This window comes from Pseudoalteromonas sp. 68 DY56-GL68, assembly GCF_041414825.1.
Lineage (GTDB): Bacteria > Pseudomonadota > Gammaproteobacteria > Enterobacterales > Alteromonadaceae > Pseudoalteromonas.
The window spans coordinates 97,821-114,455 of record NZ_JAOCZL010000021.1; the positions used below are offsets into that span (position 1 = coordinate 97,821).

A 16,635-nucleotide genomic window follows, 5' to 3' on the forward strand; every position below is an offset into this window, starting at 1 on the left:
TAGTGTGCAAGAATTACTAGTAGATATTGAAGACTTAGACGAGCTATATCGCTGTTATATGCCTTACTTAAAAAACGGTGGTTTATTTGTTCGCACGAATATGCGTTTTGAAATGGGGCATTCATTAGCATTAAAAGTAACATTACCTGATGCACTTGAAGATGATGTAATTACAGGTAAGGTTACGTGGATTACACCTCAAGGGGCTCAGAGCTCTAATCCACCAGGTATCGGTGTAAGCTTCATTGATGATAAAACCAATTTGAATGCTAAAATCGAAAAACTACTTGGGACTATGTTAAACTCAGGCAATCCGACCTATACCATGTAATAAAAGTTGTACCATGATTGTAGATTCACATTGTCATTTAGACCGCCTTGATTTCGATAAACTCGACCTTAATTTAGACCAAGTGTTAGAAAATGCACGGGCGAAAAAAGTTGAGCATTTTCTTTGTGTTAGCGTTACATTAGATCAGTTTCCAAGCATGTTGGATAAAATTAAACACTATCCAGATGTATCAGCATCTTGTGGGGTACACCCGCTAGATCAAAAGGATGCGCTTGATAAGCAAACACTGATCAACCTTGCAAGTCACGACAAAGTGGTTGCGATTGGCGAAACAGGGCTTGATTATTACTACTCAAAAGATACACATATTGTTCAACAAGAAAGTTTTGTTGGTCACATTGAAGTTGCTAATGAGCTTAATAAACCGCTTATTATTCATACCCGAGATGCTCGAGAAGACACCATCAACTTAATGCGTTCACACAACGCAGAGAAATGCGGGGGTGTATTACACTGCTTTACCGAAAATTGGGATATGGCCAAAAAAGCCATTGATATGGGCTTTTATATTTCAATTTCAGGTATTGTTACGTTTAAAAATGCAGTTGAGTTAAAAGACGTTGTTAAGCAAATTCCGCTTGACCGTTTATTAATAGAAACAGATTCTCCTTATTTAGCGCCTGTTCCATATCGTGGTAAAACAAATCAACCTGCCTACGTTGAAGATGTTGCTTATTATATTTCTGAACTGAAGGGGCTTAGTTTCAACGAGTTAGCAGAAGCAACAACCAATAACTTTTACTCGTTGTTTAAGCAAGCTAAAAGGGCATAATAGTGAGCGGCGTATCGAACTTACCTCAGCTAATTATGGGGCCAATGGTACGCCGTGCAGATGCAGGGCGAGTGTGCTTTCAGTTTGTTACCACCACGCCTTGCCAATACCGAATTGAGTTCACAGGTGTTGAAACCTTCTCGAACTTTGAGTCTATCCAACTTGGGCAAAACATTTTTTTAAATTTTATCAATGTAATGCCTGCCAGTGGCGAATTTGCGGTTGACTCACTGATCTACTACACATTGCATGATAAAGAAAATTGCCTTGATTTGTCAGCATATTGCTATGAACGTGCGGAATCTCCTGCATTTGTGATCCCTAATAGGCTGGATAGAATTCTTCATGGCTCGTGTCGTAACCCTCATCACCCCGCAAAAGACAGTCTCGTTGCTGCAGATAATTGGCAAAATGACCAGCGTCAGTCGCTTAATGCGGGTGCTGACTTATTACTGTTATCTGGCGACCAAATATACGCGGATGACGTAGCAGGGCCTATGCTGCTCGCGATTGAAAAAGTGATTAGTTTATTTGGCGTGTTTGAAGAGGCTGAGCTTGATTTAGATTTACCAACAGGGTTCGAGCAGCAACTTTACCAGCGCCATTTAAACTTACCTAAGGTGCCTTGGCAAAAACGAAGCAAATTTGGTGTTGGTTATTGGCTTAAAAAAGACGAACCGCACTTTTCAAGCTTAAAAGCTGAGAACCACTTAATTCATTTCCAAGAGTTTATAGCGCTTTATCTACTAAACTTTAGTGCGGTTACTTGGCAGTTAATTGAGTTTGACGCAATCGAATGTCCTGCATTGCCCCCTAAATACGCTAATTTATTTAAACTTGAAAAAGAAGCGCTGGTTGGATTCGCACAAGGTTTGCGTAGTGTTGAAAGATTATTTGCGAATGTGTCGACATTAATGATGTTTGATGACCACGATGTCACTGATGATTGGAATTTAACAGCAGGGTGGGAGCAAGCTATCTATCAGCACCCAGCTAGTAAGCGTATTGTAAATAATGGCTTAATTAGTTACTGGTTAATGCAAGGGATTGGTAATGATGCCGGTGACAAAACATTTGAGCTTTTGCCTGCATTTAAGCGAAGTTTTTCAACTAATCTATGGGATTTTAAGAGATTCGATAAGCACATTTTAGATTTTAATCATTGGCACTACGAACTTAATACCATACCCAAAGTGGTGGTACTGGATACCCGAACTCACCGTTGGCGCAATGAGCAAAACTTCAATGAACCTTCAGGATTACTTGATTGGGAGAGGCTTACTGAATTGGAAGAAAGCTTATTATCTCACGATAAAGTGATTATTGTTTCCCCAGCCCCAGTGTTTGGTGTTAAATCAATTGAAGCAATTCAAGCGATTTTTAATTTTTGTGGTCAGCCTTTACTTGTCGATGTAGAAAATTGGATGGCCCACGAGGGCTCGGCCAAAAAGTTGTTGGATATATTCCGTCGTGAAGATACGCCAAAAGAAACCTTGATTCTTTCTGGTGATGTACATTACTCCTTTTGTTTCTCTGTGCAAAAACGCTTTGGTAAACATAAAAACCGTATTTGGCAGCTCACTGCAAGTGGCATCAAAAATGAGTTTCCTCGAAAGCTTATCAATGTGTTAGATAAACTAGATTCAATTCTCTATGCGCCAAAAAGCCCACTTAACTTTTTTACTAAACGTTGGCAAATGGAAGTTGATAAACACAAAACGAAAGGAGAAGGTCAAAAGTACTTGGTGAGTGATGCGGCAATCAGCTTAATTGAGCTCGACAGTGGTTTATTAAAACGCTACGAGCTCATTCATGCTGATAATCGCATCACAGAGTTTGATTTAGAAGAGCAGTAATTTAAGTGAGCGAGTTCTATCAACTCAGCAAATTTTAGCGAATTGATATCGATTATAACCTTTCTACTTTTTTCTTATTCGCTTCGGTGCAGGCAATTGATTAGTTAATATAGCCAAACATAAAATAACTATGAACATGATTGAGTTTGCACCAGCTTGCAGTGAGTAGTCGACTGATGAATGTAGCATCATTGCGATAATAGCTGTAGCACAGCCAAAAGCAACGCCTTGATACAATGCTGTTTTGCGAGTTCGCATCGTATTGATGCATAACCACAAGCAATACAAAACAAGAACTCCTAACAATAATGTAGTAGGTATGCCTAGCTCAACTGCAAACTGTACGTAATCGTTATGGGCGTTGTCGTAGTATCCAGAGTAAGGCTGAGATTGGTATGCAGGAAACGCCGTATAGAATGTACCACCGCCAGAGCCAAGCAATGGTTTATCTAAAATAAGTGGCACTGAATCGCGAACTACTTCATCACGTGTTTCAGATTGTAAGCTGGTTTCACTTATGCGTTGCTTGACTTTTTCTACATCAAAAATAGCCCCAACTACAATTAAATCAATTATAAAAAAACTGATGATAAGTGGCTTAAATGCTTTTGGTTTTTGCTTATAAAAAAATAATGCCAATAAGCTAACGACTACAAGAGCAATAAAAAATGCTGAATTACCCATCCGGCTACGAGTTAAAATGAGCGCTACTATAATGATAATTAAAGATACACGTAGGATGATTTTAGAACTCAGGGACACTTCTGCAAGTGCACGTAATTTTTGTTTAAAAGAGAGCTTATAGTCGTTCTTTGTACGCTTTAACTCGCTAACTAATAAACCTATACCTAAGCATAAACACAGGGCTAAGTAATTAGCTAAAAAATTAGAATAAGTAAATGTGCCAATGGCGCGATCTGTGTGTTTATATCCAAAAAGGGGACTCACTAAATCTGGTGATAAGTTTAAGTAGGTAGCATACAAGGCTTGAAAAACGCCGGCGAAAATAACAGTGTAAATTAACGCCTTAATCTTCTGTGTACTATTGCAATAAGTAAATATTAACCAGCTTAGCATGAGTAGGAATGTACTTTTTAATAACATCTGTTTAGTTTGAAATGGATCAATGCTAATGCTTAACAGTTGAGCAAAGCATACTAGAATGACGAGGCTCAAACTTGCCAATATAGGCCAACTATAGCGAGGAGGGAATAGCGCTTGGTCACTATTTAAAGCACTGTTAGCAAGGTGAGTAAGAAAATTAAAACAGATTAAAATGCCTATAGCTAAGACTGCCCAAGGTCTATAACTACCCAAAGGTAGAGGAAGTAAAAATAAGATTAAACAAATAAAGAAGAAAATAAAACGATTCAAAATAAACTCAAACAAAATAAAAACGCAGCCGATTGGCTGCGTTTACATAGACTAAAAGTGCAGATTAATTCTCTACTTCAGAGATACCAGCATCACCACCTGTACCACCAGCACCTGGAGGTGTAGGAAGCGTTGGTAAGCTAACTACCGGTGAAGGTGCGGGGCCGGCACCAGGTCCCGCTGCTGTTGCTTCTGATGCGACAGTCGGATCAATACCAGCGGTGATTGCAGAAAGAGTGATTGCATCACTATCAAAACCTGCATCAGAAAGTGCTGCTAAAAAGTCAGAGATCAGTGGGCTGTCAACACCAAAGTTTGCAACAACCGTAGCAACCATTGCATCCATATCTGCAGAACCACAAGCACCTTTAAACAGTTTGTCGTCTAATTTAACCTCTTCCTTGTTTTTACAAATACGTCTAATCGCTTCAACTAAATCTTCACGTAATTGCTCCGAAGAGGTTTCTGCTGTTGCGTTATTAAGAACGTCGATAATGTTATTTGTGCTAACTTCTTGAACTACAGCATCGTTGTCCGTTTGTGCGTAGGTTGGAAGGGCTGTTATAGCAGTTGCGCTAGCGACTAAGCTAGCAAGAATTAATTTTTTCATTTCTCGTCCCTTGGTTGAGTACTAATTGCAAAATTTTAACGCATCGGCGCAAAAAGTAAACTCTTTATTCACGCCATTATTATTAGATTTAATAATTTTTGATGGAGGCAGTATCAAATTACCCTGTAAACCATCACATCCTAAGTTTTCAAGCATTTCTAAAGTATCCGCTTTTTCAACTAAACAAGCTAAAACTTTAATACCAAAACCATGGCAAATATTATTAACAGTCTGGATATAAAACTGACTTTGTGGGTTAGTTACTAAATCTTGAATATAGCTGCCATCGATTTTAACATATTCTATATCAAGACCTTGCAAATACTTGAATGAGGTCAAACTTGTGCCAAAATGCTCGATACATACCCCAATGCCCAGCTCTTTTATAGCATCTATATGTAAAGAGGCTACGTGCACATTATAAAGCAAGCTTATTTCATGAAGCTCAAACAGTAAGTTAGTTTTAATAACGGGTTTCGCTTGGGAGAACAAAGTTAACCATTCTATAAAGCTTGTTGAGTACAACGAAGTCTTGCTAATGTTTAATGCAAATACCTCATCTGGGTATCGTTCTTTAATGTTGACAAAGTTCAGTATAATTTTTTTATCGAGCTCTTCGGTTAAGTTTAACTTTTCAGCCATGGCAAACAAGTGTGCATTATTTACTTTTTCGCCCTCGTGAGTGAAATGTGCAAAAACTTCAAAATAACACTGTGAATTAGCTTTGTTTGCTTTTTTTACCGGTTGAATAGAAAAGCTTACTTCCCCTGCATTTATAATTGACTTGATTAGGGTGCGCCATTGATTAACGCTAAATAGTGACCTTTTATCACTACAACTTATATTATTATCTTCGCCAGTTGTGCAGCCAGTATCCAGTAATGACAAGACTTCACCAATACTCGCCCCTTTTTCGATAGCAACGAGTGCTAAGTTTGCGTAACCGTTGATGTGCAAGCTATTTTCTTTTTGGCTTAGCTTATCATTAAGTTCCAGACGCACTTTATTTAAAAACACAGAATCGTAAGGAGCCAATAGTATAAAAGTTCCACCGTTCAGTCTAAATACTGATGAATTCGGTAGTTCGCTAGCAGACTGTGTGAGCAATTCAGCAGCATCAATAACGTGTTGGTCACCATCTTGATAACTCACTACTTGGTTTATGTTGTTTAATGAGGGAAGGGTAAGCATCATTGCCGTTATGGGTGAGTCATCCGAAATATTATTTACGACTGAGTGAAAGTAATTTTCAAATGACTTGCGGTTACCAAGTCCAGTTATTGAGTCTATGTATACTTGTTCTGTAAGCGTTTGAGTTTGTTTGGTTAATGAGTCAAAAGTACTTTGTAAGTTCTTCACCATGTTGTTAATAGCTTGAGTCACGGTACGTAATTCACGTGCAACAGGTATTTCTTCATTAAGAGTAAAGCGCTTACGAGTGACTAATTTAGCTTGATTTTCCACTGCTTTTAAAGGCTTGAACACAGCGCGTAAAATTAAAAAAGCCACAGCTAAGGATGCTGCAAGCAATAAGAATGAACTGTATAGACTACGCAACATGTGTTGCCATAAGGTCAAGTATGATTGGCCGGTGTGGCTAGAAACATCCAGTGTACCTGCTATTATCCAGCCGCTATTGATTTCAGAATGCATCGTTGGGGCACTCAATTCAAAGAGATTAATGAACCAACTAGGAACGGACTCAACACGTTTCGGATTTTGTAACTGAAATACGACGTTATTTTGCATATCAGTAAATTTTATTTCATTGTAATAGCCAGAATCAAAAATAGCGGTCGCCATAGTTTCTGCAATCATTATGTTATCATCTTCTAAATAAGGTGATATGGAAAGCCCCAAACTAGTTGCTGTATCCTGAGCGTGGCTGGCCATTTGTGTTTGCAGGTAATGACGGGTGGTATCTACGTCAGTAAAAACACGTACAAAAAATGATGTAACAGAAATTAAAATGATCAAGCTATATACTTGAGTTTTTAAGCTTAAGCCATCTTTAAAGATTCGAGACATAACTACTAGTTCCTTTATTGTTACTATTTGAAGGCGCAAGCTCACCTTGTTCAATTCTTTCTAGCATAGTGTTCCAAGCAGACACGCCATTGCTATTCTTAACTTTGTTTCCTAAGCCTTTAGATTTGGCCAACCACAAGCCTTGGCCATTAAAGCTGTATATAGGTTTTAAATCGTTGCGTTTGTTTGCAGGTACCAATTTAGTATCAAAGTTGTCTAATACGAGTGGTATTTGGTTGGGTTTTTCGAAGTATATAAGTACCATATGTGGTTGGTTAACTGTGCGTTGGCGTACATACATTAATCTTATTTTTTCTTCAGGCACACCGAGTGCTATTAATGTAAAGTATTTAGCAATAACATAATCTTCGCAGTCACCCATACCCACACCAAGGCTCTCAAGTGGAGTGGCCCAGTAATCTTTCTTTTGCCACAGCTCTTCATCGGTTTTGTATTTTATATGTGTGTTAAAAAAGTCATTAACTAAATGAATTTTTTGCCATTCGCTTTTTTTCGCAGAATCATCAATAAAACTTAGCCATGTTTTTATTCTGTGATGGCCAGTATCTCCGTATAACTGTTTTGCACGGGTAATTATATCGCTGTTACGCAAATGCAATAGCATGTCCTGTGCACAAACAAAAAAAGACACAAATATAATTATGCAAAATCCTATACGCACAATACCATCTCTAGAAAATAAACAGGGTGATTATATTCCCATTAAAATTAAAATGATAGGTTATAAAAAAAGCAAAATCTTTAATGTTAACTTTTCGGTAACAAAAAACAATCTAAAAGGCTTCTTTTTTATATTGAGCCGTTGTTTGTGTTGTGTATAATAACGGTCCATATGGATTGTAGCACTTCAAAGTTTCGCTGAAACTAATAGATTATCAGCGATAGCTATATTGTATGAAGTTATAGAAAAGGATTGCTAGTGAAAGTTTCAAAAGCTGTTTTGCCTGTTGCTGTGTTGGGTACTCGTATGTTACCAGCTACTAAAGCAGCACCCAAAGAAATGCTCCCCTTAGTTGACAAACCTCTTATCCAATATGTTGTAAATGAAGCTGTTCAAGCAGGCATCAAAGAAATTGTTCTGATTACACATGCCTCAAAAAATGCCATAGAAAACCATTTTGATACTAGTTTTGAGTTAGAAGCTACACTTGAAGCCCGTGTAAAACGCAGTTTGCTTGAGGAAGTCCGTTCAATCATTCCTAAAGGGGTCAGTATTATTTCGGTGCGCCAGTCAGCCCCCCTAGGACTTGGGCACGCAATCCTTGAAGCTCGGCCAATAATTGGTAATAACCCATTTGCTATTTTGTTACCGGATGTAATTATCGATGAATATAAGTCAAACCTTAAGATTGATAATTTAGCACACATGATCAGGCAATTTGAGCAGAGCCAACATAATCAAATAATGGTTGAGCCTGTTCCGTATGAGCAGGTTCAAAATTATGGTGTTGTTGATCTTAGCGGTAAAACAATTAAGGCAGGTGAAAATGCAACTATCACTAATATGGTGGAAAAACCTCAGCTAGGCGCTGCCCCTAGCAATTTTGCAATAACAGGCAGATATGTTGTATCTCCAGCTATTTGGAATCTATTAGAGTGTACTCCCGCTGGGGCTGGAGGTGAAATTCAACTAACAGATGCGTTGTTGCAATTACGTCATATCGAGAAAATTGAAGCATATCATTTAAAAGGTAAGTCACACGACTGTGGCTCAAAACTTGGCTATATGCTCGCTAACGTAGAGTATGCGATGCAATCAAGCCTACTGGGTGAAGAATTTACAAAACATGTAAAAGAACTCATCGCATCATAAGAGGGATAAAATGAAAGTAACTTTTTACGGAGTTGGGTATGTTGGCTTGGTTCAAGCCGCAGTTTTTGCTGACGCTGGTCATGATGTGTGTTGTGTGGATATCGATGAAACACGCATAGAAAATTTAAAGAACGGAATAATTCCAATATACGAACCAGGTTTGACGCCTTTAGTACAAAAAAACTTTGAAGAAGGTCGTTTAACTTTCACTACCGATCCTAAATTTGGGGTTGAGTTTGGTGATCTACAATTTATAGCTGTCGGGACTCCGCCTGACGAAGATGGTTCTGCAGATTTAAAATATGTATTAAAAGTAGCGGAGACAATCGCTACTTACATGGAAACGCCCAAAGTTATTATTGATAAATCAACGGTTCCTGTAGGCACTGCAGATAAAGTAAAAGCGACTGTGCAGTCGATACTTGATAACCGTGGAAGTGGTTTAACTTTCTCGGTTGTATCAAATCCTGAATTTCTAAAAGAAGGTGCAGCGGTTAATGACTGCAAACGTCCAGACCGTATAATTATTGGTACTGACTCAGCTGATACAGAAGAGCAAATGCGTGAACTTTACGCGCCATTCAATAGAAATCACGAAAAAATAATCGTAATGGATATTAAAAGCGCTGAGCTTACTAAGTATGCTGCTAATTGTATGCTTGCAACCAAAATTAGTTTTATGAACGAAATGGCAAATATTGCTGAGCGCGTTGGTGCTGATATTGAGCATGTACGCCATGGTATTGGTTCAGATCCTCGGATTGGTTACCAGTTTATTTATCCAGGCTGTGGCTATGGTGGCTCTTGTTTCCCTAAGGACGTTCAGGCACTGGTTCGAACAACTGACAGCTTGGGTTATGACTCACAAATTTTAAAAGCTGTTGAAGCCGTTAATTATGCGCAAAAGCATAAATTATTCGAATATATTACGAAGCACTTCGATTTATTAAACAATCCTGATGCTATAAAAGGCAAGGTGTTTGCTTTGTGGGGCTTGAGCTTTAAACCAAACACTGATGACATGCGAGAAGCACCAAGTCGAGTACTTATGGAACAACTTTGGGCTGCCGGTGCAAAAGTGCAAGCATATGACCCTGAAGCGATGGAAGAAACTCAGCGCATTTATGGCGCACGAAATGATTTAAGCTTTATGGGAACCAAAGAATCAGCATTAAATAATGCAGATGCTCTTGTTATTTGTACTGAGTGGCAAAATTTTAAAGCACCTGATTTTTCGTTGATAAAGTCATTACTAACGACTCCAGTTATCTTCGACGGACGTAATTTGTTCGAACCTAAGAGGCTAAAAAATAAAGGCTTTAGTTATTATTCTATTGGTCGAAATATTTTATAGTATAAGGGTCTTAAAATGTTGACAGTTATAATACCTGCATATAATGAAGAAAAATGTATTGAAAGGACGTTATCCGAATTAACGAATTTTTCGAGTTTGGAGGTTGAGGTAATTGTCTTGCCAAATGGCTGTGTTGATAATACAGCCGAGTTCGTTAGAGCTAAATTTCCTTCATTTAAAGTAGTCGAGCTTGATACTGGCTCAAAAATATTAGCTATAAATAAAGGGCTTGAAATTGCTCAGTTTGAACATGTGCTTGTTCAAGATGCTGATGTGATCATAAGCACGGAAAGTATTAGAAGTATTTTAAGGTTTATTAAAAGTGAGCAGTATTTATTTGCCTCTCCAAAGACAAAAATAGTTCAAGATGGTAGCTTGTTAACAAACATGTACTACAGTTTTTTGAAACTTACTCCAGCTTATCGAGTTGGCATGGTTAATTCTGGTGCATATCTTATTTCTCCAAAGGCCCGTGCTATGTTAGGGAAGTTCCCACAAGTTATCGCTGATGATGGCTATGTTAAGGGAACTTTAGGTTCAGCTAACTTGACAACAATTCCTTCTTGCTATTCTGTCGTAATGAGTCCAAGAACAATTTGGTCACTTATTAAAATCAAAACGAGAAGTAAATTAGGCAATATGGAATTGAAGAAGAAGTTTACTTCACCGACTACTGGCGGTAATAGTTTTTCTTCTTTGTTTAAAATAGCCATCAAAGAGAAAGCGTTGTTTAAGTTTTTAGTTTATGCGACGGTCATTTCAATAGCGACATTTCGTGCGAAGTTGCAAATTAAAAAATTAAAGACAATTAAATGGGAAAGGGACGAGAGTACGAGAATATGAAAAGATTCATACACGTCTATGTACGACATTTTATACTATCTATTATTACGCTTTGGTATATCCATTTTTATAAAATGAATATACATAAAAGCGTTAGAATTTCATTGAAAGCGAAGCTAGATAAAACAAACCCTAAAGGTGTTCATATCGGTGCGGGTACTTATATTGCATTTGGGTCGGTAATTCTCACCCATGATATGTGCCGAGACATTCATAAAGACGTGAGAATAGGTGAAAATTGTTTCATTGGTGGTAACTCAATCATAATGCCAGGAGTTACTTTGGGCGATTCCTGTATTGTTGCGGCAGGAGCTGTTGTGACAAAGGATGTAAGTTCAGGGACAATTGTCGCAGGAAATCCTGCAGTCGCAATTCGTACAAATATTAAAACGAAAGCTTTAGGAATATTAATTAATGAGTAAGAAGCTCATAGCAATTGCATCTACGGGTGGTCATTATGTGCAATTGAGCAGAATCATGAAACAAGCTAACTTTGATTCTAATGACATTTTATTTGTGCGAACAAAAGTAAATGCGCACGATACACCTTCTTTTGAGAATGAAACCCTAATTGAGGATGTGTCAAGAGACACATTAATCCGTTCACCAATCATCGCTTTTCAGATGTTAAAACTTGTCTTAAAGCATAAACCTAAATGGATAGTAACCACAGGCGCAATGCCTGGGTTAATTTCTATCGTAATAGGCCGACTATTACTTAGAAAAACCATGTGGGTAGATAGTATTGCTAATACAAAACAATTATCCGCTTCGGGACGAATGGCAAAGAAATTTGCACATAAAACATTAACCCAATGGCCAGATTTAGCTGGTGATAATGTTGAATACAAGGGTCGAGTTATATAATGAAAGTGCTTGTAACTGTGGGTGCGCAATTACCTTTTAAACGACTGATCGAGGCTATCAGCGATATTAATAAATCACTAAGTTTGGATGTTTTTGCTCAGGTTGGTGAAGATTCGAATACTTATGATGGTATTCAAGTGATTGATTTTTTGAGTTCGAATGAGTACAAGGCGAAACTAGAGTGGTGCGATATAGTAATTGCTCACGCCGGTATGGGAACCATTATTCAATGTTTGGAATTAAATAAAAAGCTTATTGTTGTACCTAGATTAGCTAGGTTTGGTGAGCACAGAAATGATCACCAACTCGATACTATTTCAAGATTTGAGCCATTGACCTCATCAACGAGCTTAATGAGAGTGTGCCGTGATTTAGAAGACTTAGAACAGACTTTCGAGGAGATCGAGAAACTAAGCGAGACGAATGACTTCTTCACGACTGAAAAAGAGAAAGATACAGAGAGCCTTGGTTTATATATTAAAAAAATGATAGATGATGAAGTATAAATTATCTTTATTGATTGACTCGCTATTGTCTTCGGGGGCTAATTTTTTAATTACGTTTCTTTTACTTAAGTATGAAGGGAATGAGTCAGTAGTCATGTTTGGTGTTGCTATGACACTGGCATTAATTTTCTTATCTTTTCAAAGAACAATTGTACTTATTCCTTTTAATTTAAAAGAAGATAAGAGCAGTAAAATCAGGATAATTGAGTTTCTGAGTTGCTCATTTTTCCTATTAGTGCTTTTTTTAGTGTTAATTTTTATTAGCACCTATTTTGCATTTTCATATCAGGGGCAGTGGCTACTAGCTCCAGCTTTATTCGCTTTTTTATTTATACATGAATCATTTAGATATCTACTTATGGTAAGTAAGCTGTACTTTTTACCTGCTTTGGTATCTGTTGTTTTGGTATCTACTTTTGCAGCTTCTTTATTGTTTAGTGGTTTATCTATAGAGCTTTTGATAAACACCTATTTATGTTTATTTGCACTAGAATTAATTGTAATCACGCTTTTCGTCACATTTAAAAAAGCAAACTCGGGTGAGCAGAAGTTAGACATTTTTTTTTGGTTTCGTGACACACGACATTTATTAAATCGAAATGTGCAATCCATCTCTCAATTATTACTCGTACATTCCCCGTTTTTGTTAGTATCGGCTTTATATCCTGCAACAATTTCTTCTGTACTGTTCATTGCTCGCTCTGTGTTTCAACCAGTACAAATTTTGATTAAGTCACTGGAGGCTGTTGATCAAAGAAAACTCGCCAGCTTAAAAGATGATGCACACACATTTGTAAAGAGTTTGTTCAAAAAATATATGCTGATTTCTTTAGTTGCCTCATCTATTTGTCTATTAATAGCTGTTTATTTATTTCCAGTTGTGTATGCCGATCAGGCTGTTCCTAAGCTTGGTGATCTACTGTTCTGGGCAGGTATCCTTACTTGTTTATCCTGCTCTAGAAGTGTTGAAATGCTGCTCGTGAAAAAAAATATGTATAAAAAGATGAATTCGCTATACCTATTATCAGGCTTAGGTGTGTCATCTCTTTTATTATTGAATTTATTTCTTCATGTACAAATTTCACCATCATTTTCTATTTTTTTGGGGTGGCTGTTTTTGGCGATTACTTATTATTTGATTGTTATGAAAGGAGTCGACAATGAATAGGGTAAGGCTCTTTAACTTATTTCTTTTTTCAATGTTTATTATCTTTTCTTTATTTGTTTTTAGAATACGCGAATATGGAAGTGATAGTGTCGATTTTCAAATCGTGTTAAGACTAATGGCATGGGGAGGAGGCATTTTAATCGCATTTATATATTTTTATAAATTTGGTTTTAGGGTGTCTAACAATCATGAGTTGTTATTTGTTGCCTTTATTCTCTTAGCTATTTTGATGCTTCCTTTTTCAATGCTTCCTTTTCGTAGCTTTGTTGTAGTGCTTTCCTATGCTGCCTTTTATTTTTATTTTAAGTATGTAAAAAGTAGGTTTGGAGATGACTTTCTCCTGTATTCAATTTCTTTGTCATTCTTCGTAGTTGTTTGTTTCTCATACTTTTATTATTTGGCATTACCCGACTTAGGGAGACATATTTATTGGTTAAATGATGTTTTATTTGTGAGCCCGCGTATGAGTGGGGTTTTCTCTACATCGAATGCAATGGGGGGATTTTGTGCCGTATATTGCTTGTTTTTGTTACATGCATTTAACAAGAGCATTATCTCTAAGTCTTTTTTTATAGTTGCATTTGGCTTGTCTTTAATTGCTTTACTATTAAGCGATAGTAAGACCGCTTTTATATCATTTGTTTTTTCTTCTTTATTTTTATACAAAAGAAATAAGTTTATTTTATTTGTGATTTTATCAGGTGTAATTTTTACCTCTTTATTAATAATATATGCTGCATTTGATTTCTATGGTTTCCTTGAGCATGTATCCCGTCACGGTGATCCTGAAGAAGTTCTCACGTTCACAGGGAGAACATATATCTGGCCAGCTGTATTTGATATGGCACTTGATAGGCCTTTTACTGGCTATGGCATAGGTGTAACGTCTTTGGCTTTGCCAACGTTAGAAGATATTATTGGCTATACACCTGCTCATGCGCATAACTTAGTCTTACAAGCTTTTTTTAGTCTTGGTCTTGGTGGCATGTTATGTATAACTGCAATTCTCGGCTATAATCTCGTTGTAAAATGCAAGAATAGATTGGGTAACTCGATGGCTGTTTATATTGTTATTACCTCTTTATTTGAGGCCTCGTTTTTATCCGGTGTAGCTGGCTACTCTATAATCCCTGTTATTTATATGGTTTTAAGTAAAGAAAAATGAGACGCTATTTAATTTTATTTTTACTTCTTTTTATCTCATCTAATAGCCTCGCCGCTATTGATGATTACAATTTAGTCTTAGCATCAGGTCAGTCATTAAGTATAGGGCACACTGATCAAGACTTGAATCCGATAATTTTCCCTAATGAAGTTAATCCTAACAAAGTATTTTTGTTCAACGGTGTAAGGACCACTGCGCCTCGATATTATCAAAGGTTAGTAGAAAGTGACGTAAGGTTTTTGGAACCTTTGAAAGATGTGACTAGACAAACACATGCATACTCAATGTTCAAAATGTTGGAGTATTTATATTCTATTGAAAACAAACCTTTTCCTAAGTTTGTTTATGCTCCCCATGGTCGTGGAGGGCAAAAGATAAGTAAACTTGAATATGGTACTGAACCATTTGAAAATGGGCTCACAATGCTAAGAGCAGGGGAAAGGTTAGCTGCTCAAAGTGGTGAAAGTTTTAATGTTCCTTTTATTACTTGGATACATGGTGAATCTAACGCAAATTCTAATTTACAGGACTATAAGCAAAAGCTTGGTAAGTTATATAATGCTTACCAAAATAAAGTACAAACTACCTCTTCTAAAACCCGCAATCCTATATTATTCGTGGATCAAACCGGCGTTAGTTATGGGCATGATATTGCTGTTTCATTGTGGGAATTTGCAAACGATAACGAAACCGTCTCTCTAGTGATGCCAAAGTACTTTCTTAATAGAAATTACTTTAACAGACCTGATGAAAGAACCCACTTAAATACAAAAGGGTATATTCTACAAGGTGAGTATTTTGCAAAAGCAATCTTTTCTACATTTGAATCCAATAAAAAATGGAAACCACTACAACCTGAATCTTTAAAAATAGAAAATAATAAAGCCTTTGTGAAATTACATGTTCCAGAGGGGGATTTAACTGTTGATACTCATACTTTGCCAGAAGCACCAGGCTACGGTCTAAAGTATATTTCTCCAAATAATATAGAATACATTCCTCAAGTATCAATTCAGGGTGATACGTTAACGCTTGAGTTCAATACCACACTGGAGGTGGGGGGAAAGATAGACAGTGGTTTTACCTTGGATGACAGGTATAACACTGCAAACCAGAAAACCCCAGTGACTAATATCAGAGATACATCGACATTAATTTCTTCTGTGGATCAGCAGCCGCTGCATAACTGGTTAGTGCAATTTTCTATAGAGATAACTCCTCAAACTCCCGGTATGTCTTCTTCTGTAAACCCAAGTGGCAACAATATATGGCATGATGGAGATATCGTTGCTGATATGACAGAGCCATACTCTATTATTGGCGGGAGCTATAATAACAGGGATTTAAACTATGCTTTATACCGTGTAAGTTTTGATGCCGAAATAGAATCGGGTACCCCAATTTTTAACATCGGAGATTCAAGCATTCCAATTACAAAAGAGGGAGATAATTCTTTTGTAGCAATTGTTTGTGAGCCTACAGAGGATATGGTTTCTGTAGTAAGTACGCAAACAATGTTTACTGGTGCGATGCAATCTATTTCTTTAAAACCGATACTATCCGAAACTAATTTTGACCAATATAGCGTGGAAGAGTTAGGTGACAATATTTGGCCTAATAATGTAACCGTTGAGAATTATGAAGCTGATGATTTCTTAGTTACTGGAGATTATTTTATTAAAACGAAGTTACAGTATCCTATATATTTACTTGAATACGAAGTTCAAGTGAATGAAGGATCAGCCTATATCAATATTGGCGATTTCCATAAAAGTATCAACGATACGGGAGTTTTTTATAGTAGGGTACCTATTTGTAAGCCTGAGTTTGGCCGCTTAAGATTTTCCTCAGGTAAATCTGGCTTTTCAGGGAAGATTAGTAATATTGAAATTGAACCAATTTAAAA

At 37.1% G+C, this 16,635-nt stretch carries 16 protein-coding genes; 12 read left to right on the forward strand and 4 right to left on the reverse strand.

Going from position 1 to position 16,635, the window contains the following annotated elements; genetic code table 11:
- The first annotated feature begins 4 nt into the window (after positions 1-4).
- The 3 genes from NYF15_RS14835 to NYF15_RS14845 are packed head-to-tail and all read left to right on the forward strand — an operon-like array spanning position 5 to position 2,980.
- A complete protein-coding gene (locus NYF15_RS14835; RefSeq protein ID WP_062569227.1) occupies positions 5-331 on the forward strand; it encodes a PilZ domain-containing protein in 327 nt (108 codons plus the stop codon).
- A gap of 13 nt (positions 332-344) precedes the next feature.
- Positions 345-1,124, forward strand: coding sequence for a TatD family hydrolase (locus NYF15_RS14840; RefSeq protein WP_130150013.1), 780 nt, complete (start codon positions 345-347; stop codon positions 1,122-1,124).
- Positions 1,124-2,980 carry an alkaline phosphatase D family protein gene (locus tag NYF15_RS14845; protein ID WP_371354216.1) on the forward strand — a complete coding sequence of 619 codons (1,857 nt, stop codon included), beginning with the start codon at positions 1,124-1,126 and terminating at the stop codon, positions 2,978-2,980. Before NYF15_RS14840 ends, NYF15_RS14845 begins: the two co-directional genes overlap by 1 nt.
- A gap of 63 nt (positions 2,981-3,043) precedes the next feature.
- Here the strand turns inward: NYF15_RS14845 and NYF15_RS14850 are convergent, their stop codons facing one another.
- The 4 genes from NYF15_RS14850 to NYF15_RS14865 all read right to left on the reverse strand — a co-directional run bounded on the left by NYF15_RS14850 (position 3,044) and on the right by NYF15_RS14865 (position 7,674).
- Positions 3,044-4,354, reverse strand: a complete 1,311-nt coding sequence (locus tag NYF15_RS14850; RefSeq protein WP_371353965.1) for an O-antigen ligase family protein — start codon at positions 4,352-4,354, stop codon at positions 3,044-3,046.
- A gap of 64 nt (positions 4,355-4,418) precedes the next feature.
- Positions 4,419-4,964 (reverse strand): hypothetical protein, encoded by a 546-nt coding sequence (locus NYF15_RS14855; RefSeq protein WP_237118462.1) that lies wholly within the window; start codon positions 4,962-4,964, stop codon positions 4,419-4,421.
- Positions 4,965-4,985: 21 nt separating this feature from the next.
- On the reverse strand, positions 4,986-6,992 hold the full coding sequence (locus NYF15_RS14860; protein WP_130150102.1) for an EAL domain-containing protein: 2,007 nt from the start codon (positions 6,990-6,992) through the stop codon (positions 4,986-4,988).
- Positions 6,976-7,674 (reverse strand): transglutaminase-like cysteine peptidase, encoded by a 699-nt coding sequence (locus NYF15_RS14865; RefSeq protein ID WP_130150009.1) that lies wholly within the window; start codon positions 7,672-7,674, stop codon positions 6,976-6,978. The genes NYF15_RS14860 and NYF15_RS14865 overlap by 17 nt, the downstream gene beginning before the upstream one ends.
- Before the next feature lie 258 nt (positions 7,675-7,932).
- Here NYF15_RS14865 and galU point away from each other — a divergent pair, with 258 nt between their 5' ends.
- The 9 genes from galU (at position 7,933) to NYF15_RS14910 (ending at position 16,633) form a co-directional block, all read left to right on the forward strand.
- Positions 7,933-8,826, forward strand: coding sequence for a UTP--glucose-1-phosphate uridylyltransferase GalU (galU, locus tag NYF15_RS14870; RefSeq protein WP_371353966.1), 894 nt, complete (start codon positions 7,933-7,935; stop codon positions 8,824-8,826).
- Positions 8,827-8,836: 10 nt separating this feature from the next.
- Positions 8,837-10,180 carry a UDP-glucose/GDP-mannose dehydrogenase family protein gene (locus NYF15_RS14875; RefSeq protein ID WP_130150007.1) on the forward strand — a complete coding sequence of 448 codons (1,344 nt, stop codon included), beginning with the start codon at positions 8,837-8,839 and terminating at the stop codon, positions 10,178-10,180.
- Positions 10,181-10,195: 15 nt separating this feature from the next.
- Entirely contained in the window at positions 10,196-11,023 is an 828-nt protein-coding gene (locus tag NYF15_RS14880) for a glycosyltransferase family 2 protein (protein ID WP_341802837.1), read from the forward strand.
- A 104-nt stretch (positions 11,024-11,127) separates the two neighbouring features.
- A complete protein-coding gene (locus tag NYF15_RS14885) occupies positions 11,128-11,445 on the forward strand; it encodes a DapH/DapD/GlmU-related protein (RefSeq protein ID WP_228074465.1) in 318 nt (105 codons plus the stop codon).
- Positions 11,438-11,890: an oligosaccharide biosynthesis protein Alg14 gene (locus NYF15_RS14890; protein ID WP_130150005.1), complete on the forward strand. Its 453-nt coding sequence runs from the start codon at positions 11,438-11,440 to the stop codon at positions 11,888-11,890. The genes NYF15_RS14885 and NYF15_RS14890 overlap by 8 nt, the downstream gene beginning before the upstream one ends.
- Positions 11,890-12,396 (forward strand): glycosyltransferase, encoded by a 507-nt coding sequence (locus NYF15_RS14895; RefSeq protein WP_130150004.1) that lies wholly within the window; start codon positions 11,890-11,892, stop codon positions 12,394-12,396. The genes NYF15_RS14890 and NYF15_RS14895 overlap by 1 nt, the downstream gene beginning before the upstream one ends.
- Positions 12,386-13,564 carry a hypothetical protein gene (locus tag NYF15_RS14900; protein WP_371353967.1) on the forward strand — a complete coding sequence of 393 codons (1,179 nt, stop codon included), beginning with the start codon at positions 12,386-12,388 and terminating at the stop codon, positions 13,562-13,564. The genes NYF15_RS14895 and NYF15_RS14900 overlap by 11 nt, the downstream gene beginning before the upstream one ends.
- Complete coding sequence (locus tag NYF15_RS14905) at positions 13,557-14,729, forward strand: O-antigen ligase (RefSeq protein ID WP_130150002.1); 1,173 nt, start codon at positions 13,557-13,559, stop codon at positions 14,727-14,729. The genes NYF15_RS14900 and NYF15_RS14905 overlap by 8 nt, the downstream gene beginning before the upstream one ends.
- Positions 14,726-16,633: a hypothetical protein gene (locus tag NYF15_RS14910; RefSeq protein WP_130150001.1), complete on the forward strand. Its 1,908-nt coding sequence runs from the start codon at positions 14,726-14,728 to the stop codon at positions 16,631-16,633. The genes NYF15_RS14905 and NYF15_RS14910 overlap by 4 nt, the downstream gene beginning before the upstream one ends.
- The last annotated feature ends 2 nt before the right edge of the window (positions 16,634-16,635 follow it).